Consider the following 25,298-nt stretch of genomic DNA (forward strand, 5'->3'; position numbering starts at 1 on the left):
GCCGACAGACCGCCTACAGACCGGGCGTCACGACGGCCCGATGACCTTCTTGCGCATGTGCCCGTAGACCACCGAGGTCCGTACGTCGGCGAGTTCTGGACGCTTCGTCAGCTTGTCCAGGACCACCGCGTGCAGATGGTCGGTGTCGCGGACGGCGACATGCACGAGGAAGTCATCGTTTCCGGTGAGGACGAAGAGCGAGATGACTTCGGGCATCTGCTCCAGGAAGGTCTGGAAGGCCTCGATCACCGCACGCGTCGGCGGGCGGACCCGTACGGCGATCACGGCCTGCAACCCGCGGCCGATCGCCGCGAGATCGGTCTCCGCGTGAAACCCCGTCAGAACGCCGCGTTCGCGCAGCGACCGGACCCGCTCCAGACAGGTGGACGGGGCGATGTGGAGCGCTTGGGCCATGTCCCGGTTGGTGCGCCGTCCGTCTTCCTGGAGCATCCGCACCAATGCCGAATCTAGTTCGTCCACGCTTGCCTCACTCTGTCAGAAGCCGAAGGTAATTCGGACTCTACGCGTTCACCTTGGGAGTCTTGCTAGCTTCCTTCTTGGTGACTGATTTTTATTCGGCCAGGGCATGTGGGAGGCGGCTTCGGATGCGTGAGCGAGGGCCCAGCGCGTGGGCGGTCTGTGCGGTGGTGGCGGCAGCCCTGTTCTGGAGCAGTTCGTACGCGGTGACCAAACAGGTGCTGGACGATGTCGGCCCGCTCACCATCGGCGCCATCAGGTTCACCATGGCGGCCCTGCTCCTGGGCATGCTCATCCGCCTGAACCGGCATCGCCCGGCCAGGCCGGACGCCCGGCAGCGGCGGCAGCTCTGTCTGAGCGGATTCCTCGGCATCACCGTGTACTTCGTCCTGGAGAACGTCGGTGTCGATCTGTCAACGGCGTCCGACGCGTCCCTGATCGTGGCCACGTACCCCATGATGACGATGCTGCTCGAACTGGTCGTCTTCCGTACCAGGATGCCGATGCTGCGGGTGACGGGCGTGCTGCTGGCCACCGTCGGCGCCTTCCTCGTCGTACGCAACGGAGCCGAGGTCGGCGGCAGTTCACGGTGGGCGGGAGACATCCTGCTGCTGCTCGGCGGGCTGGCCTGGGCCGGGTACAACGTGCTCACCAAGCGCGCGAGCACCGGCCAGAACGCCGTGAGCGTCACGTACTACCAGACCCTGGCGGGCGCGGCGGGATTCCTTCTCGCCTCCCTGCTGGAGGCCGGCGACTGGCAGCTCCCGGGCGCGACCTCCTCGGCACTGCTCGTCTACCTGGCCGTGGCGTGCTCGGTCGGCGGCTTCCTGCTCTACAACTACGGCCTGCGCAGGATGGCGTCGAGCGTCGCCGTGAACATCCTCAACCTGGTTCCGGTCTTCGGCGTCATCGGCGCCGTCGTGATCAACGGGGAGACGATCCGACTGGCCCAGGTGGCAGGCGGCGTCATCATCGTCGTCGGGGTGACGCTGGGGCTGATCGAACGGCGGGAGCGAGCCCCGGCGCCGGACGCGGACGACGAGCCGACCTCTCCGGAACCGCAGCCGCGACCGCTCGGGCCGGGACGGCGGCGTAAAACGGCGGCGTAAAGGGGGCAGCCCGCCGATGGGGGAAGTCGGCGGGCTGCGTTCGTACCGCAGTGGCTCTGTCGGATCAGTGGACGGAGTGCTCCTCCAGCGGGAACGTTCCGCCCGTCACATCCTCCGCGAACGCCTTCGCCGCATTCCCCATCACCTCACGCAGATTCGCGTACTGCTTGACGAACTTCGGCATCCGACCCCCGGTCAGCCCGAGCATGTCCGTCCACACCAGCACCTGCGCGTCCGTCTCCGCCCCGGCCCCGATACCGACCGTGGGGATGTGCAGGGTCCGCGTCACCTCGGCGGCCAGCTCGGCCGGCACCAGCTCCAGGACCACCGCGAACGCGCCCGCGTCCTGCACGGCCTTCGCGTCCCGCAGCAACTGCTGCGCGGCCTCCTCACCGCGCCCCTGCACGCGGTACCCCATGGAGTTCACGGACTGAGGGGTCAGTCCGATGTGGGCCATCACCGGGATCCCGGACTCGACCAGCAGCTCGATCTGGCGGTGCGAGCGCTCGCCGCCCTCCAGCTTGACGGCCCCGACCCCCGCCTCCTTCACCAGCCGGGTGGCCGAGCGCAGCGCCTGCACCGGCCCCTCCTGGTAGGACCCGAAGGGCAGGTCGCCGACGATCAGGGCCCGGCTGGTGCCCCGTACGACGGCCGCCGAGAGCATGGTCATCTCGTCGAGGGTGACGGGCACGGTCGACTCGTACCCGAGGTGACAGTTGCCCGCCGAGTCGCCGACCAGCATCACCGGGATACCGGCCTCGTCGAAGACGGACGCGGTCATCGCGTCGTACGCGGTGAGCATGGGCCACTTCTCGCCGCGCTCCTTGGCGGCACTGATGTCACGGACCGTGATGCGGCGTGTGCCCTTGCCTCCGTACAGCGCGTTCGTCGCGTGGGTGCTGCCGGCGGAGGTCTGGTGGGCAGCCTGAAGCTGCGTCATGGCAACGGCTCCTTCAATCATCTCGAGGCGCCCTGACGGCGTCCCCGGATCACCACCCATGGTGGCACCTCGCGTCCGGGATCGGCTAGTGGTCGCCCGTCGAGCGCATGCCCCTGTGCTGAACATCTCGCGCCCCGCGTTGCGCAGGCACCCCACCCTGTTTAAGGTCTCGGTAAAGACTTTCGATACGAGACGGTCTCGTATCGAAATGAGCTTAGGGTGGCAGCCATGACGACTTCTGCCGGCCCGTCCGCCCTCGACCCACGGATCCCCGAGACCGTGCACCGCAGACGCTGGGTCATCCTCGGCGTGCTCATGCTCAGCCTGTTGATCGTGGTCCTCGACAACTCCATCCTCAACGTCGCGATCAAGACCATCTCCACCCCCGCACCGACCGGCCTGGGCGCCACCCAGAGCGAGCTGGAGTGGGCGATCAACGCCTACACCCTCGTCTTCGCCGGGCTCCTGTTCTCCGCCGGCATCCTCGGCGACCGCCTCGGCCGCAAGAAGGTGCTCCTCGGCGGACTCACCGTCTTCGGCCTCGGCTCCGCCCTCGCCGCCTTCGCCGGCACGCCCACCGAACTCATCCTCTTCCGGGCCGTGATGGGCCTCGGCGCCGCCTTCGTGATGCCCGCCACCCTCGCCGTCCTGATGAACGTCTTCGAGCGCGAGGAGCAGCCCAAGGCCATCGGTATCTGGGCCGGCGGCGTCGGACTCGCCATCGCCATCGGGCCGATCACCGGCGGCGTACTCCTCGACCACTTCTGGTGGGGCTCGGTCTTCCTCATCAACGTACCGATCGTGATCATCGCGCTTGTGCTGATGACGGTCCTGGTGCCCGACTCCCGCGACCCGAAGCCGGGCCGTATCGACCCCGTCGGTGTCCTTCTCTCGGTCGTCGGTCTCGTACTCCTCGTCTACGGCATCATCAAGGGCGGCCAGCTCGCCGACTTCACCGACCCGCAGGTGCTGGCGACCATCGGCGCCGGTCTCGCCGTACTCGTCGGCTTCGTGCTGTTCGAGAAGCGCAGCGACCATCCGTCCATCGACGTGACGTACTTCCGCAACAAGACCTTCTCGGCGGCGATGTCCGTCATCGCGCTCGTCTTCTTCGCGCTGATGGGCGTGACCTTCTTCTCGGTCTTCTACACCCAGAGCGTGCGCGGCTACTCGCCCCTCCAGACCGGCCTGCTGATGCTGCCGCTGGCCGCCGCACAGCTGATCTTCGCGCCGCGCGCCCGGCTGGCCGTCGACCGCTTCGGCAACCGGGCCACGACCACCGCCGCGATGCTCCTGATCGCCGCGACCCTGGCCGCGTTCGCCTCGTTCGAGGCCGACACCCCGATCTGGGTGCTGGAGGTCGTCTTCTTCCTCATGGGCACCGGCATGGCGCACATCATGACGCCGACCAGCGTCGTCATCATGCAGGCCCTGCCCCGCGAGAAGGCCGGCTCCGCCTCCGCGCTCAGCAACACCTTCCGCCAGGTCGGCGGCGCGCTGGGCATCGCCGTACTCGGCTCCGTCCTCTCGGCGGCCTACCGCAGCGGCATCGAGGACAAGCTCGGCGCGCTGCCCGCCGGCGTACGGCACACCGCGGGCGAGTCCATCGAGGCCACACTCGGCGTCGCCGCGAAGCTCGGCCCCCGGGGCGAGGCTCTGGTCGCCCCCGCCAACGACGCCTTCCTGCACGCCATGCACGTCACCGCGCTGTGCGGCGCGGGCGTCGCCGTCCTGGGCGCCCTGGTCGTCGCCCTGTGCCTGCCGGGCCGCCCGGCCGCGCCCCAAGAGGGCGAGGAGGAAACGAGGTTGGTGTCGGCGGACCACTGACCGCCGGAGAGAATCGTACGTACGACACACGACACACGGCATACGTACGACAGACGACGGACGTACGACACACGACGCAGGACGAGGAAAGGACCAGGTCGCGTGAACCTCACGGACGGCCCGGCCGACGGGACCACCACCGGGGCCGCTACCGGGTCCACCACCGGTGGGACGACCACCGACGCCGAAGGGACCCCCGCACCCGGCCGGCCCCCCACGCGGGGCCGCCCCCGGAGCGAAGCCGTGGAGCGTTCCATCATCGAGGGCGTGCTGCGGCTCCTGGAGGAGGGCGTGCCGCTCGCGGACATCTCCATCGAGCGGGTGGCCCGTACCGCCGGTGTCGGCAAGGCCACCATCTACCGTCGCTGGCCGGGCAAGGAGGAGCTGTTCGTCGACGTCATGCGTGCCATGGAACCCGCGGACCCGGAGCTGCCCGGCACGTCGATGCGCGACGACCTGGTCGTCCTGCTGGAGGCGCTGCGCCGGCGCGGACTGGCCAACCGGTCCTCGGCGTTCCTGCACAACGTCCACGCGCAGATGAAGAGCAGCCCCAAGCTCTGGGCCGCCTACCACGCGACGGTCGTCGAACCCCGCCGCCTCCTCGGCATCGAACTGCTGCGCCGCGGCCGGCGGAACGGCGAGATCCGCCCGGACGTCGACGTCACCCTGCTGAACGACCTCTTCGTCGGCCCCATGCTCGTACGCACCGTGCTGCACTCCGACGGCGATCTGCCGGAGGGCCTGCCGGAGCAGATCGTCGACACGCTCCTGGAAGGTCTGCGGCCGACCGCCCCGTAACCGGGAATTCGTACGTCTGTCGGGCCACCCGGCGCTCGGCCGTGCGTGTTTCGTCACAGAGAGCGCTATCCGGCACGGCGACAGGAACTGGTCGCGCCGACTTGTTCGTCATCGTCCCCGTACGGCCGTCATGGGACGGCGAGATCGGAACCGATCATCCCCTAGGGTCTTAGGCGCGGGGACGAACGGGATGCACGGCAGGTTGTGAGGCGACGGTATGGCCCAGCAGGCGTACATGACGGAGACGGACAACGGAGGCTCGGGACCCGAGCGCCGGGGATCCCGGCTTCGGCGCCTGATGAGCCGTCTGACAGCCGGCTGGCGGGGCGATCCGAGAATCTGGCGCCGGGGCATCGTCACGGCCGTGGTGGCCCTGCTGCTGGCCCTCGTGATGGTGCTGCACGCGCAGATCCCCAACCGGATCGGCAACCTCGGCAGCCTCTCCGAGACGTTCCTGCCCTGGTTCGGCATCGTCCTCGTACCGCTGCTGCTGATCGTCGGGCTGATCCGGCGCTCGGCGACCGCGCTGATCGCGGTGCTGGTGCCGACGGCGGTCTGGTTCAACCTCTTCGGCGGGCTGCTCGGCAGCAACGCCGGTACGGGCGGCAATCTGACGGTGGCCACCCACAACGTCAACGCGGAGAACCCAGACCCCTCCGGCACGGCCCGCGACGTGGCGGGCTCCGGTGCCGACGTCCTCGCCCTGGAGGAGCTGACCGAGACGGCGGTCCCGACGTACGAGAAGGCCCTCGCGGCGACGTACAAGTACCACTCGGTGCAGGGCACGGTCGGTCTGTGGAGCAAGTACCCGATCAGCGCCTCCCGGCCGGTGGACATCAAGCTGGGCTGGACGCGTGCGATGCGCGCCACCGTGGCGACGCCGGAGGGACCGGTCGCGGTGTACGTCGCCCACCTCCCGTCGGTCCGCGTGAAGCTGGAGGCCGGCTTCACGGCCCGCCAGCGCGACCGGAGCGCGGACGCGCTGGGCGAGGCGCTCTACGACGAGAAGCTGACCCGCAAGATCCTGCTCGGTGACCTCAACGGCACGATGAACGACCGCGCGCTGAACGCCGTCACCGCCCAGATGCGCTCGACGCAGGGCGCGTCGGGCAGCGGCTTCGGGTTCAGCTGGCCGGCGTCGTTCCCGATGGCGCGGATCGACCAGATCATGGTGCAGGGAGTGGAGCCGGTCAGCTCCTGGTCACTGCCGCGCACGGCGAGCGACCATCTGCCGATCGCGGCACGGGTGAAGATTCCGGACTCGGCAACGGGCTCGTAACCCGGGGAACCTCCGGGGGAATAGTGGGCGTGGGAGCCTTTGTTCCGTACTTGAACATAAACTGTACGGACCTACCCCCACCGCTTCCTTCGAAAGGCCGCCTTCCCCATGTCCCGGCGCACGCCGACCCTTGCCCTGCTAGCCCTCGCCGTAGGTGCCTTCGGCATCGGCACCACCGAGTTCGTGATGATGGGCCTGCTGCCCGATGTCGCCGACGACCTGGGCATCTCGATCCCGTCCGCCGGACACCTGGTCTCGGCGTACGCGCTGGGCGTGGTGATCGGCGCCCCGCTGCTCGCGGCGCTGACGGCCCGGATGTCCCGCCGAAAGGTCCTGATAGGCCTGATGGCCCTGTTCGTGGCGGGCAACGCCCTGTCGGCGTTCGCGCCGACCTACGACTACCTCCTCGCCGCCCGCTTCCTGAGCGGGCTGCCGCACGGCGCGTTCTTCGGCGTGGGCGCGGTGGTGGCCACGACGATGGTCGCCCCCGAGCGCAAGGCCCGCTCGGTCTCCCTGATGTTCCTCGGCCTGACGGTCGCGAACGTGGTCGGCGTCCCCGTGGCGACGGCGATGGGCCAGCAGCTGGGCTGGCGGGCGACCTTCCTGGGCGTGAGCGTGATCGGCGTGGCGGCGATAGGGGCACTGGCGCTGCTGATCCCGCAGACTCGGACTGAAGCGCCGGTGGCGGGCCTGCGAGGCGAACTGGCCGCGCTGCGATCGCTCCCGGTGTGGCTCGCCCTGGGCACGACGGTGGCGGGTTTCGGCGCGCTCTTCTCGGCGTACAGCTACATCACCCCGATGCTCACGGACTCCGCGGGCTACGCCGACTCCAGCGTGACGGTGTTGCTGGCGCTGTTCGGCGTGGGCGCGACGATAGGCAACCTCCTGGGAGGCCGCCTGGCGGACCACGCGATGCGGCGCACGCTGTTCGGCGGCCTGGTGTCGCTGATCGTGGTCCTGAGCGCGTTCCCGCTGCTGATGAGTACGACGTGGAGCGCGGCGCTGGCGGTCATGCTGCTGGGCGCGGCGGCGTTCGTCACGGGCTCACCGCTCAACCTGATGGTGATGGAGCGGGCGTCGACGGCTCCGTCCCTGGCATCCTCGGCGAACCAGGCGGCGTTCAACCTGGCGAACGCGGGCGGCGCGTGGGTCGGGGGCCTCGCCCTGGCGGCGGGCTTCGGCGTGACGTCACCGGCGCTGGTCGGTGCGGGGCTGGCTGTGCTGGGCCTGGGAGTGGCCGGGGTGGCGTACGTGGTGGACCGGCGCGGGACGACTCCGTCGGCTGGGCGGGAGCGGTTGGTGGCGTCGCACGTGCCTTCGCGGGCGGAGCGGGTGCACCACTGACGGGAGTTCACGAACCCGTGACCGCGCGGGTGTTGGAGAACCATAGGATTCACGGCGACTGCCCCACCCCGGCTCCAACGGGGTGGGGCAGTCGCTGTCACTGATCCCGCGGCGCGGGAGTCACTCTCAACCGATGGTGACGGCCACGGACTTGGAGACGGTGGCGCCATCCTTGACGCGCAGCACCTCGCGGCCCTTCGTCTGGAACTTGTTGGCCAGCTTGTAGTTGCCGTCCTTGTTGAGCTTGGCGGTCACCGGCAGCGACACCCACTTGGCGCCGTCCTTCAGCTGGAGGGTGACCTTGCTGCCGGACGCGATGCCGGTGGCGTGGCCGGTGAAGGTGACCGGGTCGCCGAGCTTGATCTTGACGGCGCTCGCCTTGACGGTGATCGCGGGCTTCGCGGGGGCCGCGGCCGGGGCGGCGACGGCCGCCGTGGCACCGCCGGCGACCAGAACGGCAGAGAGCGCGGAGACGGTGGCAACACGGATGTTCATAGCAAACTCCTGGGTTTTTTCCGATTCCTTGAGAAGGCTCACAGAATTCTTTCTCTAATCCTTCTCTCAGGCTCCTCTCATGGCGAGAAAAGCCTGCGGGGCCGCATTCCTGAGCGCTTTGCTCTCCCTTGCGGCGGGCCTGACTCTACAGACACCACCAGGCATGATGCGGTTCCGAAGCCCCTCGAAAAAGCCGATTCAACAGTGAAATCACAGGATTCACGGGCGGATAACGGGCCTTGATTTGCGGTGATAAGCGGGACCTGTGTGAAGACGCTCTCACAATTGCTTGCGGGGCGCGGATGTGCCCCGCGCCGGCCAGATATCCGACGCGGGGTGGACGGCTCGGGGACCGGACGACGACCGATGAGTTTCACCGCGCCCCGGAGTCAGTCAGGGTGGAAGGGGCTGAGAACCAGCCACGGGACACACTCACGAGAAACACCCAGGAGACCCGAGATGCGCACCCTGATCAGCACTGCCTTCGTCTCGCTCGACGGGGTCGTGGAGGCACCCGGCGGCGAGCCCGGTTACCGGAACTCCGGTTGGACCTTCAAGGGCATCGAGTTCCTGCCGGAGGCGTACGAACTCAAGGGCCGTGAGCAGAAGGAAGCCGCCGCGATGATGCTGGGCCGGACCAGCTACGAGGCGTTCAGCCCGGTCTGGCCGGCCATGGAGGACTTCGCCGACTACAAGGTGATGCCGAAGTACGTCGTCTCCACCACCCTCACCGAGGCCGACCTGGTCCCGACCTGGGGCGAGACCACGATCCTGCGCTCGCTCGACGACGTCGCCGAACTGAAGGAGACCGAGGGCGGCCCGATCATCATCCACGGCAGCGCCACCCTCAACCGCAACCTCTCGGACGCCGGCCTCATCGACCGCTACCACCTGCTGGTCTTCCCGCTGCTGCTCGGCGCGGGCAAGCGTCTGTTCAGCGACACGGACAAGGACGCTCAGAAGCTGAGGCTCGTCGAGTCCGAGGTGTACGCCAACGGCCTGCAGAAGAACGTCTTCGACGTGGTCCGGTGAGAGTGCCGTACGCGCACACCAAAGGTCACGTTCCGTAAGCGCGCAGGAAGACGTCCGTCGCGGTGGCCGCGTCGGTGTCCGACGTGGCGTCGGGGCGGTACTCCAGCGGGCCGGTGAGCAGGGAGAGGAAGTGCTCGGCGGCCAGTTCCGGGTCGCACGGGCGCAGGCGGCCGGCGAGGGCCAGGCGGGCCAGGCGGTCGGCGAGGGCGGAACGTACCCGCAGGGCTGTGCGCTCGCGTACGGTCGCCGCCAGGTCGGGGAACTGGGTCGCCTGGGCGCGGGCCAACTGCCGTACGGCGCGGGCGTCCTCGCTGCTGAACTCCCGCAACAGGCCCCGGGCCACGGCCGCGAGCGGGGCGCGCGGGTCGCTGTCCGCGGCGGCCTCGCGCAGTTGCTCGACGACGGCGAGGGCCTGCGCGCCGATCCGGTCGGCGGCGGCCTCGACGGCCTCGCGGTAGAGGCTCTCCTTGTCGTTCAGGTGGTTGTAGACGGTCGGCTTGGCGACGCCCGCCTCCCGCGCGATCTCCTTCACGCACGCCTGGGCGTACCCGTGCCGCGCGAACACGACGAACGCGCCGTCCAGGATCGCCTGCCGCCGCTCGTTCCGCCCACGGGCGGTACGCCCGCCCCCGGTTGACACTTCTGAACCCATGGGTTCAGTGTAGTTACTGAACCCGTTAGGAAGAAAATCTGAACTCATTGGTTCAGTCACTGTGTGGGAGGGGTGGGACAGGCGTGATCGTCCACATGCTGCGCTTCACGTTCAAGGAGACCGCGACCGAGGAGGAGCGCGAGCACGTACTCGCTGTGCTGCGGCGCACGGCCTCCGTCGAGTCGGTGGCGTTCTCGACCGTGGGCCAGAACCTCGGCGAGCCCGACGGCTTCACCCATGCCTACTGCGTGGGCATCAACGACCTGCCGGCCCTGCGGCGCTACATGCACGACCCGGTTCACCTGGCCGGCGACCCGCAGATCATCCCCTACCTGGCCAGGGTCGCCATCGGCCCGGACCTGTCCGACGACATGACCCCCACCCTCGCCCGGGACATCCTCGCCCTGCACGAGGAGAAGGTCGCGCTCCACCCGGAATGGGCCGCCGAATTCGGCCCGCTCCTGGCGGCCTGAGGGAACGAGCTGCTTCTCGACGCGGGGAAGTCATCGCATATACGACACCCGCGGCCCGCATCCAGTACTGGCGAGGCTCGGCGCCACCCATCGACCCTCCCCGCGCCCGTGACCGGACCGGTCGTCCAGATCAGGCCGACTCCCGCCACCCATTGGTAATAGGCAGCCGCCGGTCCTTCCCGAACCCCTTCGCCGAGATCTTCGTCCCCGGTGGATACTGCCGCCGCTTGTACTCCGCCGTGTCCACCATCCGCAGTACCCGGGTCACCAGCCCCGCGTCGTACCCGGCCGCGACGATCGTGTCGGCCCCCGAGTCCCGGTCCACGTACAGCTCCAGAATCCCGTCCAGCACCGGATAGTCCGGGAGGGAATCCGTGTCGATCTGGCCCGGACGCAGCTCCGCACTCGGCGGTTTGCTGATCGAGTTCTCCGGGATCGGCGGCGTCTGGCCCCGTTCCGCAGCCGCACGATTCCGCCACTCCGCCAGGCGGAAGATCGACGTCTTGTACACATCCTTGATGGGGCCGTACGCGCCCACCGAGTCCCCGTACAACGTCGAGTAACCCACCGCCAGTTCCGACTTGTTGCCCGGCGCCAGGACGATGTGGCCCTCCTGGTTGGAGATCGCCATCAGCATCGTGCCGCGCAGGCGCGACTGGAGGTTCTCCTCCGCCAGGCCCGTCAGGCCCAGCGAGCCCATGTACGCGTCGAACATCGGCGCGATCGGCACCGTACGGAAGTTGAGGCCCGTCCGCTTCGCCAGTTCCGCCGCGTCGCCGATCGAGTGGTCGGAGGAGTACTTGGACGGCATCGCCACGCCGTACACGTTCTCCGCGCCCACCGCGTCGCACGCCAGCGCCGCGACCAGTGCCGAGTCGATGCCGCCGGACAGGCCGATCAGGACCGAGCGGAAGCCGTTCTTCGTCACGTACGCCCGCAGGCCCACCACCAGCGCCGAGTACATCTCCTCGTCGTCGTCCAGGCGTTCCGCGTACGAGCCCGTCCGCTCGGCCTCGTACGCCGGAAGCGGGTCCTCGGACAGCACGACACGGTCGATACGCAGACCGTCGTCCACCACGCCCACCGGCGCGTCCGGCAGCGCCGCCGGCAGGTCCAGGTCCAGGACCACGCAGCCCTCCGTGAACTGGGGGGCCCGCGCGATCACCTCGCCGTCCCTGTCGACCACGATCGAGTCGCCGTCGAAGACCAGTTCGTCCTGGCCGCCGACCATCGCCAGGTAGGCGGTCGTACAGCCGGCCTCCTGGGCGCGCTTGCGGACCAGCTCCAGGCGGGTGTCGTCCTTGTCGCGCTCGAACGGGGAGGCGTTGATCGAGAGGAGCAGGCCCGCCTTCGCCGAGCGGGCCGCCGGGACCCGGCCGCCGTCCTGCCAGAGGTCCTCGCAGATCGCCAGGGCCACGTCGACGCCGTGCACGCGGAGCACCGGCATGGTGTCGCCCTGCACGAAGTAGCGGAACTCGTCGAAGACGCCGTAGTTGGGGAGGTGGTGCTTGGCGTAGGTGAGGATCACTTCGCCGTGGTGCAGCACCGCGCCCGCGTTGCGCGGGGAGCCCGCCGGGCGGCCGAACTTCGGCAGGTCGGTCTCGGAGCGGTCGAGGTAGCCGACGACCACCGGCAGCTCACCGAAGCCCTCGTCGGCCAGACGCGCGGCGAGCGAGCGCAGGGCCGCACGGGACGCCTCCACGAAGGAGGAGCGCAGGGCGAGGTCCTCGACGGGGTACCCGGTCAGCACCATCTCCGGGAACGCCACGAGATGCGCTCCCTGCTCGGCGGAGTGCCGGGTCCAGCGGAGGATCGAGTCCGCGTTCCCGGCGATGTCGCCGACGCGCGAGTCGATCTGGTTCAGGGCGAGGCGTAGTTGAGGCACGCCGCCAAGTGTAATCGTCAATTCGACGCGATGGGGTGGTGGAGGGAGGGATGTGTGTCACCCCACGTCACTCCCGCCACCACCCGGCATCACCTGGAACCGCCCAAAGAGGCGCCTCAGCGGCGGTACGACTCCACGTAACCCTTCGCGGGCGTACCCACGCCGGTCACGTCGTCGTAGCCGCGTACGGCCTTCAGCGAGCTGTCCTTGCCGAGGCTGCGGACGGAGGTGAGGATCCCGTCCGTGGCGTCGTACCCGTTGGTGAAGTCCAGGCGTGCCACGGCGAGCCCGTACCCCGTGGGGTTGTCGGTCACGTCGTGGTAGACCTTCGCGTGCGAGGCGTACCTCGCGTAGATCGCCGGGTTGGCGAAGCCGATCGGCGCGCCGCCGCGGGCCTCCTGCGCGAGGGCCTGTACGGCCGCGATCACCGGCGCCGCAAGCGACGTACCGCCGATGCGGTACTCGCTGTACGCGGTGCCGCCCTCCGGCAGGGTCTGGGTCTGGCCGACCTTGAAACCGGTGTTCGGGTCGGCGATCGCCGCGATGTCCGGGACGACCCGGTTGCCCTTCTCGCTGTTGGCCTTGGCCAGCGAGTTCGGGACGATGCCCTTCTGGTAGAAGGGTTCGGCGACCGTGGCGCTGGTGCCGCCGCCCGCGCCCGAGGTGTAGGCGCCCGGGAAGTCCGTCCAGCTCTTGCCGTCGGCCGACAGCGTGGCCTTCTCGGTGCCCCAGCCGGTCTCCCACTGGTACGCGTCACCCTTGCCGACCGCCAGCGAGGTACCGCCGACCGCTGTCACCCACGCCGAGTTGGCCGGGGTGTCGACCTGCTTCGTACCGGTGTTGACGACCTCGTCGCCGTTGTCGCCTGAGGAGAAGTAGAAGCCGATGCCCTCGACCGCGCCCAGCTTGAACACCTGGTCGTAGGCGGCGGCCAGGTCCGGGGTCTGGTTGGCCTCGATGTCGCCCCACGAGTTGGAGACGATGTCCGCGAGGTGCTTGTCGACGATCGTCCCGAGCGAGTCGAGCAGATCGTCGTCCATGCAGGACGCGGAGCCGACGTACGTGATGTCCGCGGCCGGCGCGACCGCGTGCACGGCCTCGACGTCGAGGGTCTCCTCGCCGTACCAGCCGGCCGCCGAGCACTCCTCGGTGTACGCGTAGTCCTTCGGCAGGACCTGCTTGAGCTGGCCGCCGCGGTAGGAGGCGTCGCCGTGCTTGGCCGCGTAGGTGGCGGCGTCGCCGGCGATGGTCGGCGAGGCGTAGGCGTCGGTGATGGCGACGCGCACCTTCTTGCCGGTCCAGCTGCCCGCGCCGTACGCGGCCCGCAGCTGCTTGCCCGTGTAGCCCTCGACGGCGTACGGGATCTGCTTGCCGTACGCCGTCGGCAGCGTGGCGGCGGTGTTCGAGCCGTAGTACGAGGAGAACGGCCCGGCGTTGCGGAACACCGTCTCCGGCGCGGGCAGCGTGTCGTCGTGGGTCGCCGTGTGCGGGGCGTTGTCCAGACCCGTGACGGTCAGGACGGCACCGTTGAGGCTCTCCGGCGCGGACGCGGTCTTCGCGGGCGCGCGGTACGTCTTCTTGCCCTTGGCGTAGTTGTGCAGCTGCGTGCCGAAGGCCTTCTCGGCGGCGGTCACGTCACCGGTCACCGCGACGTAGTGTGCCGTGACGCCGGTGACCTTGAGCCCCGCCGCCGTCAGCCACGCCTTGACCGCGGCGACCTGGGCCGGGGAGGCCCCGAAGCGCTGCTGGACCTGCGCGGCGGTGAGGTACTTGCCGTACACGGCGGACGTCGGGTCGGAGACGGCCCTCGCGTACGCGGCCAGACCGGTGGCGTCCCGGCCGGCGAGGTAGACCCGGGCGGAGACCTTGGAGCCGTCGGACGTGGCTCCCTTGTCCGCCGCGGCGGTGGCCCACGCGGGCCTGGTGCCGGCCAGCGTGTCCCGGCCCGGGGCGTCCGCGGCCTGGGCCGCGGGTATGCCGAGCGCCAGCGCGCCGGCGAGGAGCGGCAGGGTCGCTGCCAGGCTCACACCGGCGCGCGTGATGGCGCGATTGGATCTCATTGAGGAACCCCCAGTTGCGGTTCAACGCGAGTGATCGTCCGACTCTCGCGATGAACCGTTCATGCCAGGGGAATCAGGGGGGCATGGCTGGGCCAAGAAGCTCCCAAGGAACCGTATACACAGGGGATTTAAGGCAAATATCCCAACTGGGTGCCTACGAAAGGGCCTTGGCGCCGCGCTCCTTCAACATCCCCGCCATCAGGGAGATCTCCGACTCCTGCGCGTTGGCCATGCCCTGCGCGAGCCGCTTCTCCACCCCCACCTCGCACCGCTCCACACACCCCTCGGCCATGTGGATACCGCCCTGATGGTGCTCGGTCATCAACTGGAGATAGAGGACCTCGGCCTGCTTGCCGCTGAGCTTGCCCAGCTTCGTCAGCTCGGTGTTGGTCGCCATGCCCGGCATCAGCGCGCCGTCCTTGCCGTCGGCCATGCCCGCCATGTCCATCCAGGACATGGGCGCGTCCGAGGACACCTTCGGCAGTTCCCACAGGTCGAGCCAGCCCAGCAGCATGCCGCGCTGGTTGGCCTGCGTCTGCGAGATGTCGTACGCGAGGCGCCTGATCTCCTCGTTGTCCGTCCGGTCGCGCACGATGTACGACATCTCGACGGCCTGCTGGTGATGGACCGCCATGTCACGGGCGAAGCCGGCGTCCGCCGAGTCGGCGGCGGGCGCCGTCATCCCGGAGTCGTCGCCGTCGGCGACCGCGTAGGTGATCGCGCCGGCCGCGACGAGCGCCGTCACGGCGGCAGCGGCGATCCAGGGCGCCCGCATCACTGGGACAGCCCGTTCGTGCAGGCGGCACCCGGCTCCGGGGTCTGGTCGCCCTGGACGAACTCCGAGAAGAACTTGTCCACGTTCGGGTCGGTGGCGCTGGTCACCGTGCGCTGCTTGCCCCAGGCGGAGAGCATGATCGGGTCCGCCTGCTTGTCGTCCGGGCTCATCAGCGTGTACGGCGTCTTCTTCACCTTGGCCGCGAGCGCGTCGATGTCGGTCTTCGACGCCTTGCTGTTGTACGTCACCCACACCGCGCCGTGCTCCAGCGAGTGCACGGCGTTCATGTTGTTGATCGCCTTGGTGTAGACGTCGCCGTTGCAGTTCATCCAGACCTGGTTGTGGTCACCGCCGACCGGGGGCTCCATCGGGTAGTTCACGGTCTTGGTGACGTGGTTCTGGGTGAGCTTCGTGTCCCAGGTCTTCACACCGTCCGCGCCGGTGACGAACTTGCCCGTGCCCTTGGAGTCGCTCGCGGCGGTGGTGCTGTCGTCATCGGACTGCGACCGCACGAGGACGGTCGCTCCGACGACCAGGCCGGCCACTATGACAACGCTCACGCCGATCGTGAGGATCCGGTTCCGGCGCTCGCGCGAACGCTCTGCGCGCCGCATCTCCTCTATACGCGCCTTGCGCGCCGCGCTGCCACTGCCGCTGTCTTTGGCGCTCTTCTTGGCGGAACCCATGGGATCGATCCTTCTGGGGAAAGGGACGGGGAAAGGGACGGTCGGTCCCCTGATCGTAATCCGTGGCGGCTGATCGTCGGCCCCGATGGTCCGCAACGGTTCCGGTTGGTGGGCGCCCATTACGGATATCGCCGCGAACAGGCAAGATGGCTGCAGAGCGGTCCACCCGCCGTACGCGAGGCGTTCACTCCGAGGTCGGCTGGACGATCAAGGTGCGCAATGCGCATGAAATGCTGTTGTGGTGGGATGCTCAGGTGCCCGACCGCCTTCCGTGGTGCGGGAGACAGGCGGCCTGACCAGCAAGGATGGGGAAGCGGAAGATGGACAAGCAGCAGGAGTTCGTGCTCCGGACGTTGGAGGAGCGTGACATCCGGTTCGTCCGGCTGTGGTTCACGGACGTGCTGGGCTTCCTCAAGTCCGTCGCCGTGGCCCCGGCCGAACTGGAGCAGGCCTTCGACGAGGGCATCGGTTTCGACGGCTCCGCGATCGAGGGCTTCGCCCGCGTCTACGAGTCCGACATGATCGCCAAGCCGGACCCGTCGACGTTCCAGATCCTCCCGTGGCGCGCCGAGGCCCCCGGTACGGCCCGGATGTTCTGCGACATCCTCATGCCGGACGGCTCCCCGTCCTTCGCGGACCCGCGCTACGTCCTCAAGCGCGCCCTCACCCGCGGCTCCGACCTGGGTTTCACCTTCTACACCCACCCGGAGATCGAGTTCTTCCTCCTGAAGGACAAGCCGCTCGACGGCACCCGCCCGACCCCGGCCGACAACTCCGGCTACTTCGACCACACCCCGACCCACGTCGGCCAGGACTTCCGCCGCCAGGCCATCACGATGCTGGAGTCCATGGGCATCTCGGTCGAGTTCTCCCACCACGAGGGCGCCCCGGGCCAGCAGGAGATCGACCTCCGCTACGCGGACGCGCTCTCGACGGCGGACAACATCATGACGTTCCGCCTGGTCATGAAGCAGGTGGCGCTGGAGCAGGGCGTGAACGCGACGTTCATGCCGAAGCCGTTCAGTGAGCACCCGGGCAGCGGCATGCACACGCACCTGTCCTTGTTCGAGGGTGACCGGAACGCGTTCTACGAGTCCGGCTCGGAGTACCAGCTGTCGAAGGTGGGCCGCTCGTTCATCGCGGGCTTGCTGAAGCACGCGGCGGAGATCGCGGCGGTCACCAACCAGTGGGTGAACTCGTACAAGCGCATCTGGGGCGGCTCGGAGCGCACGGCGGGCGCCGGCGGCGAGGCACCCTCGTACATCTGCTGGGGACACAACAACCGCTCGGCCCTGGTCCGCGTCCCGATGTACAAGCCCGGCAAGACGGGCTCCGCGCGCGTGGAGGTCCGCTCCCTGGACTCGGGCGCGAACCCGTACCTGGCGTACGCCGTCCTGCTGGCCGCCGGCCTCAAGGGCATCGAGGAGGGCTACGAGCTGCCCCCGGGCGCCGACGACGACGTATGGGCCCTCTCGGACGCGGAGCGCCGCGCGATGGGGATCGAGCCCCTCCCGCAGAACCTCGGCGAGGCTCTGACGCTGATGGAGCGCAGCGAACTGGTCGCCGAGACGCTCGGCGAGCACGTGTTCGACTTCTTCCTGCGGAACAAGCGGCAGGAGTGGGAGGAGTACCGCTCCGAGGTGACGGCGTTCGAGCTGCGGAAGAACTTGCCGGTTCTCTGACGGCCGCTTCGACGGGGTGCACCGGCCGCTTTCCTCACTTGCGGCCGGTGGGGGCTTGTCGCGCAGTTCCCCGCGCCCCTAAAGACAGGGGCGCGGGTGCCGGGGTGGGATTCAGCTGGTCGCCATTTCGCTCAGCAACGTATGCAGCGGCTTCGCCGCCCGCACCCGGTACTCCTGGATCGCCCAGCCGTTGCCGTCAGGGTCCTTGAAGTACATGAAGGTGGCGCCGTCGTCCGGGGAGAACTGCATCGGCTCCGAGATCTCCAGGCCGCGGTCCACCAGCTCGGCGTGGGCCGCCTTGATGTCGGGGACGCACAGCTGGAGGCCCTGGTACGAGCCCGGGGCCGGGGTCGGGCCGTCCATCGTGTCCCAGATGGTGTCGCCCAGGGCGATCGAACAGCCCGAGCCCGGGGGCGTCAGCTGGACGATGCGCATTCCCGGCATGACCTCCTGGTCGATGTCGACGTGGAAACCGGCCTTGTCGCGGTAGAAGTCGCGGGCCCGGTCGATGTCGCTCACGGGCAGTGGGATGACTTCGAGCGTGTACTGCATCGCTGGTCCTCCAGATAGCTTCACGTCGTCCTTGACGGGCGCCTCAGGCGAACCGCCAGCGCGTCTGGCTGAACGGCTCCCCTTTACCGAAGCCGAAAACCGTGCGGGGCGCCACCGAAAAGACCACAGCGTGTCCGGCGCCGTGCTGGAAGTAACCGTCCCGCACCTCGAAGTGCCAGAAGCTGCCGTACTTGGCCTCCCAGGCCGCGGCCAGCTCGCGCAGCCTCCGGTCGTCGGCCACCCGTACCGCCTCGCCCTCCACCACCAGGTCGTAGCCCTTGTCCCAGGTGCTGGTGCCCGTCGTCAGCACGACCTGCGGGTTCTGGTCGAGGTTGCGCGCCTTGCGCTCCTCGGGGCCCGTGCAGAAGTGCAGCGCGCCGTGCGACCAGACCGCGGGCAGCGGGGTGACATGGGGGCGACCGTCGGGCCGTACCGTCGAGATCCAGAAGAGTTCCGCGGCGGTGAGCAGCGTCTCCGCCTCGGACCACGGGGGAGCGGTGGCGGTCTCGTCGCTGTAGCGGGGATCCAGTTCGGCCTGCGGTTCCATGTGATCCCTTCCCTTCGCCGGAGTCATGGGGCTGGTCAGAGGGCCTCCGGCTCAGGGAACACCCGCGCCACCGCCGCCGCGCGGCTGGAGACGCCCAGGCGGCCGAACGCGTTCTCCAGGTGCTTGCGGACCGTGCTCGGGGAGACCGTCAGCTGCTCGGCTATCTGCGGGGTGGCCATGCCCAGGGCCACACAGCGCAGGACGTCGAGTTCGCGTTCGGTCAGGCGTACGGGGTGGCGGCGTCTGAGGGCCGCGTCGCGGTAGATCGCGTACAGGTGGGGCGCCAGCAGGTAGAGGGTGGTCATCTCGGCGTCGGTGAACGGCTTCGGGTCGTCACGCAGGAGCGAGAAGACGCGAGTGCGGCCGGGAGCGGTGGGCAGGGCGATGGTCGCGATGCACTTGGACGGACGCAGGAACTCGGTGTAGATCGGCAGATTCGTCAGTCGGCGGACCGGCATGAAGTCCGTCATCTGCGTGATCTCCGGGCTGCTGCGCGGGTGGGAGACGACCCGCTGGCACTGGAGATGCTGGTGGCGCCAGCGCCAGTACCCGTCCATCTCGCAGTCCAGGTCCTCGGGCAGCGTCTCCTGCCCGTTGAGCCTGTGCCTGGTCGGGATGTCCAGCTCCGAGAAGCTGACGGCGTCGCAGGGCACGAGGCTCTGGAGACCGAAGAGCAGGCATCTCGGCGGCACGTCGTCCGACGTGTCCTCTCGTGCCTCGGCGAGGACGTCCGCCATGCGTCGCAGGTGGGCCTGGGCCGTCGTACCGGCTGCTGCTGTCATGACGGCCTCCCGGGGCCGGGTCTCGCGTGTCTCCGAATGTACGCCCGCGGGTCTCCGTGACGCCGGGAATGCCGGAGATTCGCCAAATGACGAATGGGCTACGGGCGTTGGCGCGCGCAGTGTCGACGCAGGCGGCCGAGCCGACCGCCTGCGCCGGCCCGACGGAGGCATGCCATGCGCGTCCACCTGCCCTGTACATCCAACTCGTCCCGTCTCGTAGGCGCCGCCGCCCTCGTCGCCACCCTGCTCACCACCGGGTGCGACGGAGCGCCCGCCACCGCCGAGGCCGCGAGCGACGGCACGGTCACGGAGTTCTCCGACGTACTGTTCACGCTCGGGTCCCATGGCGGGGTCCGGATCGGCGGGGAGTCGCGTGCGGCCGTCCGGTCGGTCGGGGCCTTCACCTCGGCCGAGGGCCGCGCCCACCCCTTCACCCGGCCCGACGACCAGCTGCTGGTGGTACTGCGCCACTGGCCCGCCCCGCACACCCCGGAGCGCGCCTCGCGGGGGAGGGTGTCCCGGCCGTGGCCCCCGGAGGAGCCCTCGGTCGAGTCGGGGTTCCTGGTCGATACGGCGGACCGGGTACGCGCCGACCTCGACGGACACCCGGTGGACCAGTTGCGGCGGGGCACCATCCGGATCGACGTGACGGGGGCGGACGCCGATGACCTGGTCCGACTCACGCTGTCCGTGTCGCGCGGGACCACGGGGCCCGCGCGGCCGGATGCCCCGGCCTGCGAGGGCCTAGACCGCCGGACCAGTCACCGGGTCGTCCTCCCGACGGTCGAGCCCGGGACACCCGTACGGGATGCGGCCGAGGCACTACGGAAACAGTGCCTGGACGTCCAGTACGCGTCCCTACCGGACAACGGACCGTCCGGCACCGTACGGCGCGTCCTAGTGCCCATCGCCGGCCAACCCCTCACCGCGGCAGTCCTCCCCCCTCCCGACGGCACCGCGCCTCAGGGCCACGCCCCGGGCGACAGGGCGTCGACCGACCTCTCCCGGCCGGCGACGGTGGTCGTGGCCCGGTGACTCGGCGGTGGTCGCTCCGCGGGCGGACCTCGGCGGCCTGTTCGGCGCTGCCGGTCGGGGCGGTGGTGCGGGCTGGCTTCGCCTGGTCGGCCAGGGCGGTCGCCGTCCGGTGAAGCCATGCGGCTGGCGGCGGGGGCGGGGGCGGGGTCGTTCCTCCTCGGGCGGATCCCGGGGACCTGTTCGACGTCGCCGGCCGAGTCGGGGTGAGGTCGGAGGGGTCGGCGGTGTGGGCCGGCTTCTCCGGGCCGGCCACGGTGGTCGTCGTGGCCCGCTGAAGCCGTGCGGCCGGGCGGCAGGGCGAGCGGGGGTCGTCCCTGCGCGGGCCGACTTCGGCGGTCTCTTCGGCGCTGCCGGTCGGGTCGATGGTATGGATCGGTTTCTCCCGGCTGGCCAGGGTGGTCGTGGCCCGGTGACTCGACGGCCGTCCTTACCTCGGGAGGATCTCGGCGGCCTGCTCGGCGCTGTCGGCCGGGTCGGCGGTGTGGGCCGGCTTCTCCCGGTCGGTCACGGTCGTCGTCGCCCGCGGAAGCCGCGCGGCCGGGCGGCGGCGGTCGTACATCCTCGGGCGGACCCCGGCGCCCCGCTCGGCGCCACCGACCACGCCACGCCGCGCCGGTAGGCGGGGCCACGCCGCCCGGGGCGGCCACCGGGAGCCGGGGCCGGGCCGGCTCCGGAGTCTAGGCCTGGGCCTGGGGCGGGAGCCGACGCGACGGCCGGGCGCCCGAGTAGCGGCCGTCGGGTCGGAAACCCCGTCCCCCGCCCCGGTGCCTCACCCACCCTCTCCGGTTACGCTCAAGGCCGCACGACCTAGATCCGATCGGGAGGCCCAGGATGATGGCGCCGGGGCGCAGGAGCAGTACCTTCACGCGGCTGCTGCGGCACGGTTTCACCGATCCCTCCGGGGCCGAGCGGCTCCTCGACAGTGTCGAGCTGGCCTCCCTGCGGGACGACCCGGTGCTGCTCGACGCGCTGGGCGCGACCGCCGACCCGGATCTCGCGCTGCTCGGGCTCGTCCGGCTCGTCGAGGCGCAGGACGGGCGGACCGCCCGGCACGAGCTGCTGGACACGGTCATAGCGGCCAAGCCGCTGCGTGACCGGCTCCTCGGGGTGCTCGGCGCCTCCGCCGCCCTCGGGGATCACCTCATCCGGCATCCGCGCGACTGGCACGCCTTCGTCATGTACGAACCCCGCGATCTCCACCCGGGTGTCGAGGAGTTCGAGCGCGGGCTCGCCCAGGCCAACGACCCCGTGTCGCTGCGCGTCGCCTACCGGCGCTGCCTGCTGTCCATCGCCGCCCGCGACGTGTGCGGTACGACCGACCTCGCCGAGACCGCCGCCGAGCTGGCCGACCTCGCCACCGCGACCCTCCGCGCCGCCCTCGCCATCGCCCGGACCGCCGCACCCGAGGACGCCTCGATCTGCCGGCTCGCCGTCATCGCCATGGGCAAGTGCGGTGGCCACGAGCTGAATTACGTCTCCGATGTTGACGTTATTTTCGTGGGGGAGGCTGTTGACGGGGCCGATGAGGGGAAGGCGCTGCGCGCCGCCACACGGCTTGCCTCCCACCTCATGCGGATCTGTTCCGAGACCACCATCGAGGGGAGTATCTGGCCCGTCGATGCCAATCTGCGGCCGGAGGGCCGTAACGGTCCGCTCGTGCGGACTCTCAGCAGTCATCTCGCCTACTACCAGCGCTGGGCCAAGACCTGGGAGTTCCAGGCGCTGCTCAAGGCCCGGCCCGTCGCCGGTGACTTCGCGCTGGGGGAGGAGTACGTCGCCGCGCTCGCGCCCCTCGTCTGGCACGCCGCCGAGCGCGAGAACTTCGTCAACGACGTGCAGAAGATGCGCCGCCGGGTCGTCGAGAACATTCCCATCGCCGAGGTCGAGCGCGAGCTGAAACTTGGGCCCGGTGGGTTGCGCGACGTCGAATTCGCCGTCCAGCTGCTTCAGTTGGTGCACGGGCGGGCCGACACCTCCCTGCGGAGCGGGACCACTCTCGACGCCCTCAACGCGCTCGCCGCGGGTGGGTACGTCGGGCGCGCCGATGCCGTACAGCTCGACGACGCCTACCGGTTCCTGCGGTCCATGGAGCACCGGATCCAGCTGTTCCGGCTGCGGCGTACCCACCTCGTTCCCGAGGACGAGGCCGATCTGCGGCGCATCGGGCGCTCGTTGGGGCTCCGTACCGACCCCGTCGCCGAGCTGAACCGCGAGTGGAAGCGGCACGCGTCCGTCGTACGGCGGCTGCACGAGAAGCTCTTCTACCGGCCGCTCCTCGACGCCGTCGCCCAACTCGCCCCCGGCGAGAGCAGGTTGAGCACCGGCGCGGCCCGGGAGCGGCTGGTCGCGCTCGGGTACGCCGATCCGGCCGCCGCCCTGCGGCACCTGGAGGCGCTGGCCAGCGGCGTGAGCCGGAAGGCGGCCATCCAACGGACCCTGCTGCCCGTCCTGTTGGGCTGGTTCGCCGACTCCGCCGACCCGGACGCCGGACTCCTCAACTTCCGCAAGGTGTCGGACGCGCTCGGCCGAACCCCTTGGTACCTACGGCTGTTGAGGGACGAAGGGCCCGCCGCCGGGAACCTGGCCCGCGTCCTGTCGGCCGGACGTCTCGCCCCCGACCTGCTGATGCGGGCCCCCGAGGCCGTCGCGCTGCTCGGCGACGGTGACGGCGGAGGCCAGCTGGAGCCACGCGAACGCGCCCACCTGGAGCAGGAGATACTGGCCGCCGTCGGACGCGCCGACACCGGCGAACAGGGCGTGTACGCCGCGCGCGGTGTCCGCCGACGCGAACTCTTCCGTACGGCCGCCGCCGACATCATCGGCTCCTACGGCACCGAGCAGTCGCCCGCGGAGGCCGACCAGGGCGCCCTCGTGGATCTCGTCGGCGGCGCGCTCTCCGACATCACGGCGGCGACCATCGCCGGGACCCTGCGCGCGGTCGTCCGGGACGGCTGGGGCGACACCCTGCCCACCCGGTTCGCGGTGATCGGCATGGGCCGCTTCGGCGGGCACGAACTCGGCTACGGCTCCGACGCCGACGTGCTCTTCGTGCACGAGGCCCGGGACGGCGTCGGCGAGGAGGAGGCCGCCAGGGCCGCGAACGCCGTGGTCTCCGAGATGCGCCGGCTGCTCCAAGTCCCCAGCTCCGACCCGCCGTTGCTCATCGACGCGGATCTGCGCCCCGAGGGCAAGTCGGGGCCGATGGTCCGCACCCTGACCTCGTACGAGGCCTACTACCGCCGTTGGTCCCTCGGCTGGGAGTCCCAGGCGCTGCTGCGGGCCGAAGTCGTCGCCGGGGACCTGGAGTTGGGGCGCCGTTTCATCGAGCTGATCGACCCGCTGCGCTACCCGGCGGAGGGGCTCGGCGACGACGCGGTGCGTGAGATCCGGCGCCTGAAGGCCCGTATGGAGTCGGAGCGGATGCCTCGCGGCGCCGATTCGACCCTGCACACCAAGCTCGGGCGGGGCGGCCTCTCGGACGTCGAGTGGACCGTCCAGCTGGTGCAACTCCAGCACGGCTGGGCCGAACCCGGGCTGCGGACCACCCGTACCCGCGAGGCCCTCGCCGCCGCCTGCGCCGCCGAACTGATCTCCGGGGAGGACGCCGCGATACTGGACGAGGCATGGGTCCTGGCCACCCGGGTGCGCAACGCCGTGATGCTGGTGCGCGGGCGGGCCGGGGACACCTTCCCCTCCGACGGGCGTGAACTGGGCGCGGTGGGACGGTATCTGGGGTACGGGCCGGGGCATGTCGGCGACATGATCGACGACTACCGGAGGACCACCCGGCGGGCCCGGAGCGTCGTGGACACCCTGTTCTACGGAGCGGCGTCCATGTAGGCCACGTAGATCAGGTAGGCCACGTAGGAACGAGCGTGTCAGCCGCCCCGGTCGCCCCGGTCGGCTATGGCTTGACCGGGAGCAGCAGCCCGCCCTGCCCCTGCACCGGGACCAGCTTCGGGAGGGCGTACGGCAGCTTGCCGTACCAGAGGCGGGCCACCAGGAAGCCGAAGGCCAGGCAGAGGAGGCCGCCCACCGCGTCCAGCCAGAAGTGGTTGGCGGTGGCGACGATCACCAGCAGCGTGGCCATCGGGTAGAGCAGACCGAGGACGCGCACCCACGGGACGCTCGCCAGGGCGAAGATCGTCAGACCCGCCCACGTGGACCAGCCGATGTGCATCGACGGCATCGCCGCGTACTGGTTCGACATGTGCTTGAGGTCGCCGGAGGCCATCGAACCCCAGGTGTGGTGGACCATCACCGTGTCGATGAAGTCGCTGCCGTTCATCAGCCGGGGCGGGGCGAGCGGATACAGGTAGTAACCGACCAGTGCGACGACCGTGGTCGCGAAGAGGGTCAGACGTGTCGCCGCGTAACGGCCGGGGTGACTGCGGTACAGCCACACGAGAACACCGAGCGTGACGACGAAGTGCAGCGTGGCGTAGTAGTAGTTCATGCCCACGATCAGCCAAGTCACCGAGTTGACCGCGTGGTTAACCGATTCCTCGAAGGCGATGCCCAGGCTGTGCTCGGTCTTCCAGATCCAGTCCGCGTTGCGCAGCGCCTCGGCCTTCTGCTCCGGTACGGCGTTGCGGATCAGCGAGTACGTCCAGTAACTGACCGCGATCAACAGGATCTCGAACCACAGGCGTGGCCGGCGCGGAGCGCGCAGCCTGCGCAGGAAGGCACTGCCCGCACGGCCGTTCACCTCGGCATCCGTCGCGTCCGTCGCGTCTGCCGGGTCCGGTTGGCCCGCCTGCCCCGCGACAGCGTGCGGAGCGGCCATGTCACGGCCTTCCTTTGTCGTCACGGTCGTCTCACCCATGGGCACAGAGTCTGCCAGATAAGGCCTCTCTCCAGATCATCCC

At 69.8% G+C, this 25,298-nt stretch carries 23 protein-coding genes; 10 read left to right on the forward strand and 13 right to left on the reverse strand.

The window, feature by feature from the left end:
• Window positions 1-27 precede the first annotated feature (27 nt).
• Window positions 28-480 carry an Lrp/AsnC family transcriptional regulator gene (locus ACWDR4_RS01140; protein WP_450402260.1) on the reverse strand — a complete coding sequence of 151 codons (453 nt, stop codon included), beginning with the start codon at window positions 478-480 and terminating at the stop codon, window positions 28-30.
• Between the two features lie 125 nt (window positions 481-605).
• Here ACWDR4_RS01140 and ACWDR4_RS01145 point away from each other — a divergent pair, with 125 nt between their 5' ends.
• The gene (locus tag ACWDR4_RS01145) at window positions 606-1,586 is read left to right on the forward strand and encodes a DMT family transporter (RefSeq protein WP_450402263.1); all 981 of its coding nucleotides are present in this window, start codon (window positions 606-608) and stop codon (window positions 1,584-1,586) included.
• A 64-nt stretch (window positions 1,587-1,650) separates the two neighbouring features.
• Here ACWDR4_RS01145 and panB read toward each other — a convergent pair whose 3' ends face one another.
• Window positions 1,651-2,526: a 3-methyl-2-oxobutanoate hydroxymethyltransferase gene (panB, locus tag ACWDR4_RS01150; protein ID WP_450402266.1), complete on the reverse strand. Its 876-nt coding sequence runs from the start codon at window positions 2,524-2,526 to the stop codon at window positions 1,651-1,653.
• 228 nt (window positions 2,527-2,754) lie between these two features.
• Here panB and ACWDR4_RS01155 point away from each other — a divergent pair, with 228 nt between their 5' ends.
• From ACWDR4_RS01155 to ACWDR4_RS01170, 4 genes are all read left to right on the forward strand, one after another.
• Window positions 2,755-4,353 carry an MFS transporter gene (locus ACWDR4_RS01155; RefSeq protein WP_450402267.1) on the forward strand — a complete coding sequence of 533 codons (1,599 nt, stop codon included), beginning with the start codon at window positions 2,755-2,757 and terminating at the stop codon, window positions 4,351-4,353.
• 102 nt (window positions 4,354-4,455) lie between these two features.
• On the forward strand, window positions 4,456-5,151 hold the full coding sequence (locus tag ACWDR4_RS01160) for a TetR/AcrR family transcriptional regulator (RefSeq protein ID WP_450402269.1): 696 nt from the start codon (window positions 4,456-4,458) through the stop codon (window positions 5,149-5,151).
• A 298-nt stretch (window positions 5,152-5,449) separates the two neighbouring features.
• Entirely contained in the window at window positions 5,450-6,430 is a 981-nt protein-coding gene (locus ACWDR4_RS01165; protein ID WP_450402271.1) for an endonuclease/exonuclease/phosphatase family protein, read from the forward strand.
• A gap of 108 nt (window positions 6,431-6,538) precedes the next feature.
• Window positions 6,539-7,774 carry an MFS transporter gene (locus tag ACWDR4_RS01170; protein WP_450402273.1) on the forward strand — a complete coding sequence of 412 codons (1,236 nt, stop codon included), beginning with the start codon at window positions 6,539-6,541 and terminating at the stop codon, window positions 7,772-7,774.
• 126 nt (window positions 7,775-7,900) lie between these two features.
• Here ACWDR4_RS01170 and ACWDR4_RS01175 read toward each other — a convergent pair whose 3' ends face one another.
• Complete coding sequence (locus ACWDR4_RS01175) at window positions 7,901-8,269, reverse strand: hypothetical protein (protein WP_450402275.1); 369 nt, start codon at window positions 8,267-8,269, stop codon at window positions 7,901-7,903.
• Between the two features lie 459 nt (window positions 8,270-8,728).
• On the opposite strand from ACWDR4_RS01175, the gene ACWDR4_RS01180 reads away from it, so the two are divergent.
• Window positions 8,729-9,301 carry a dihydrofolate reductase family protein gene (locus tag ACWDR4_RS01180; RefSeq protein WP_450402277.1) on the forward strand — a complete coding sequence of 191 codons (573 nt, stop codon included), beginning with the start codon at window positions 8,729-8,731 and terminating at the stop codon, window positions 9,299-9,301.
• A 25-nt stretch (window positions 9,302-9,326) separates the two neighbouring features.
• Here the strand turns inward: ACWDR4_RS01180 and ACWDR4_RS01185 are convergent, their stop codons facing one another.
• The gene (locus ACWDR4_RS01185) at window positions 9,327-9,953 is read right to left on the reverse strand and encodes a TetR/AcrR family transcriptional regulator (protein ID WP_450402280.1); all 627 of its coding nucleotides are present in this window, start codon (window positions 9,951-9,953) and stop codon (window positions 9,327-9,329) included.
• An 83-nt stretch (window positions 9,954-10,036) separates the two neighbouring features.
• Between ACWDR4_RS01185 and ACWDR4_RS01190 the strand changes: the two genes are divergently transcribed.
• Window positions 10,037-10,426 carry a Dabb family protein gene (locus ACWDR4_RS01190; RefSeq protein WP_450402282.1) on the forward strand — a complete coding sequence of 130 codons (390 nt, stop codon included), beginning with the start codon at window positions 10,037-10,039 and terminating at the stop codon, window positions 10,424-10,426.
• Between the two features lie 130 nt (window positions 10,427-10,556).
• Here the strand turns inward: ACWDR4_RS01190 and ACWDR4_RS01195 are convergent, their stop codons facing one another.
• The 4 genes from ACWDR4_RS01195 to ACWDR4_RS01210 form a co-directional block, all read right to left on the reverse strand.
• Complete coding sequence (locus ACWDR4_RS01195; protein ID WP_450402284.1) at window positions 10,557-12,311, reverse strand: NAD+ synthase; 1,755 nt, start codon at window positions 12,309-12,311, stop codon at window positions 10,557-10,559.
• 116 nt (window positions 12,312-12,427) lie between these two features.
• Window positions 12,428-14,371, reverse strand: coding sequence for a S53 family peptidase (locus tag ACWDR4_RS01200; RefSeq protein WP_450402287.1), 1,944 nt, complete (start codon window positions 14,369-14,371; stop codon window positions 12,428-12,430).
• 154 nt (window positions 14,372-14,525) lie between these two features.
• Window positions 14,526-15,146, reverse strand: a complete 621-nt coding sequence (locus tag ACWDR4_RS01205; protein ID WP_450402289.1) for a DUF305 domain-containing protein — start codon at window positions 15,144-15,146, stop codon at window positions 14,526-14,528.
• Window positions 15,146-15,832, reverse strand: coding sequence for a DUF3105 domain-containing protein (locus ACWDR4_RS01210; protein ID WP_450402292.1), 687 nt, complete (start codon window positions 15,830-15,832; stop codon window positions 15,146-15,148). Before ACWDR4_RS01210 ends, ACWDR4_RS01205 begins: the two co-directional genes overlap by 1 nt.
• 320 nt (window positions 15,833-16,152) lie before the next feature.
• Here ACWDR4_RS01210 and ACWDR4_RS01215 point away from each other — a divergent pair, with 320 nt between their 5' ends.
• Window positions 16,153-17,514: a glutamine synthetase family protein gene (locus tag ACWDR4_RS01215; RefSeq protein WP_189146573.1), complete on the forward strand. Its 1,362-nt coding sequence runs from the start codon at window positions 16,153-16,155 to the stop codon at window positions 17,512-17,514.
• Between the two features lie 111 nt (window positions 17,515-17,625).
• On the opposite strand, the gene ACWDR4_RS01220 is transcribed toward ACWDR4_RS01215, so the two are convergent.
• Genes ACWDR4_RS01220 through ACWDR4_RS01230 form a run of 3 tightly spaced genes read right to left on the reverse strand, consistent with a single transcriptional unit; the run spans window position 17,626 to window position 19,395 of the window.
• The gene (locus ACWDR4_RS01220) at window positions 17,626-18,066 is read right to left on the reverse strand and encodes a VOC family protein (RefSeq protein ID WP_450402296.1); all 441 of its coding nucleotides are present in this window, start codon (window positions 18,064-18,066) and stop codon (window positions 17,626-17,628) included.
• Window positions 18,067-18,109: 43 nt separating this feature from the next.
• The gene (locus tag ACWDR4_RS01225; RefSeq protein WP_450402299.1) at window positions 18,110-18,613 is read right to left on the reverse strand and encodes a pyridoxamine 5'-phosphate oxidase family protein; all 504 of its coding nucleotides are present in this window, start codon (window positions 18,611-18,613) and stop codon (window positions 18,110-18,112) included.
• A gap of 35 nt (window positions 18,614-18,648) precedes the next feature.
• Window positions 18,649-19,395 carry a helix-turn-helix domain-containing protein gene (locus tag ACWDR4_RS01230; RefSeq protein ID WP_450402302.1) on the reverse strand — a complete coding sequence of 249 codons (747 nt, stop codon included), beginning with the start codon at window positions 19,393-19,395 and terminating at the stop codon, window positions 18,649-18,651.
• A 174-nt stretch (window positions 19,396-19,569) separates the two neighbouring features.
• Between ACWDR4_RS01230 and ACWDR4_RS01235 the strand changes: the two genes are divergently transcribed.
• On the forward strand, window positions 19,570-20,430 hold the full coding sequence (locus ACWDR4_RS01235) for a hypothetical protein (RefSeq protein WP_450402305.1): 861 nt from the start codon (window positions 19,570-19,572) through the stop codon (window positions 20,428-20,430).
• A 427-nt stretch (window positions 20,431-20,857) separates the two neighbouring features.
• Here ACWDR4_RS01235 and ACWDR4_RS01240 read toward each other — a convergent pair whose 3' ends face one another.
• On the reverse strand, window positions 20,858-20,989 hold the full coding sequence (locus ACWDR4_RS01240) for a hypothetical protein (protein WP_450402306.1): 132 nt from the start codon (window positions 20,987-20,989) through the stop codon (window positions 20,858-20,860).
• Window positions 20,990-21,261: 272 nt separating this feature from the next.
• Between ACWDR4_RS01240 and ACWDR4_RS01245 the strand changes: the two genes are divergently transcribed.
• Window positions 21,262-24,270 carry a bifunctional [glutamine synthetase] adenylyltransferase/[glutamine synthetase]-adenylyl-L-tyrosine phosphorylase gene (locus tag ACWDR4_RS01245; RefSeq protein ID WP_450402308.1) on the forward strand — a complete coding sequence of 1,003 codons (3,009 nt, stop codon included), beginning with the start codon at window positions 21,262-21,264 and terminating at the stop codon, window positions 24,268-24,270.
• 64 nt (window positions 24,271-24,334) lie between these two features.
• Here the strand turns inward: ACWDR4_RS01245 and ACWDR4_RS01250 are convergent, their stop codons facing one another.
• Entirely contained in the window at window positions 24,335-25,255 is a 921-nt protein-coding gene (locus tag ACWDR4_RS01250) for a phosphatase PAP2 family protein (protein ID WP_450402309.1), read from the reverse strand.
• Window positions 25,256-25,298: the final 43 nt, after the last annotated feature.

It is taken from the genome of Streptomyces sp. NPDC000878 (assembly GCF_053599695.1).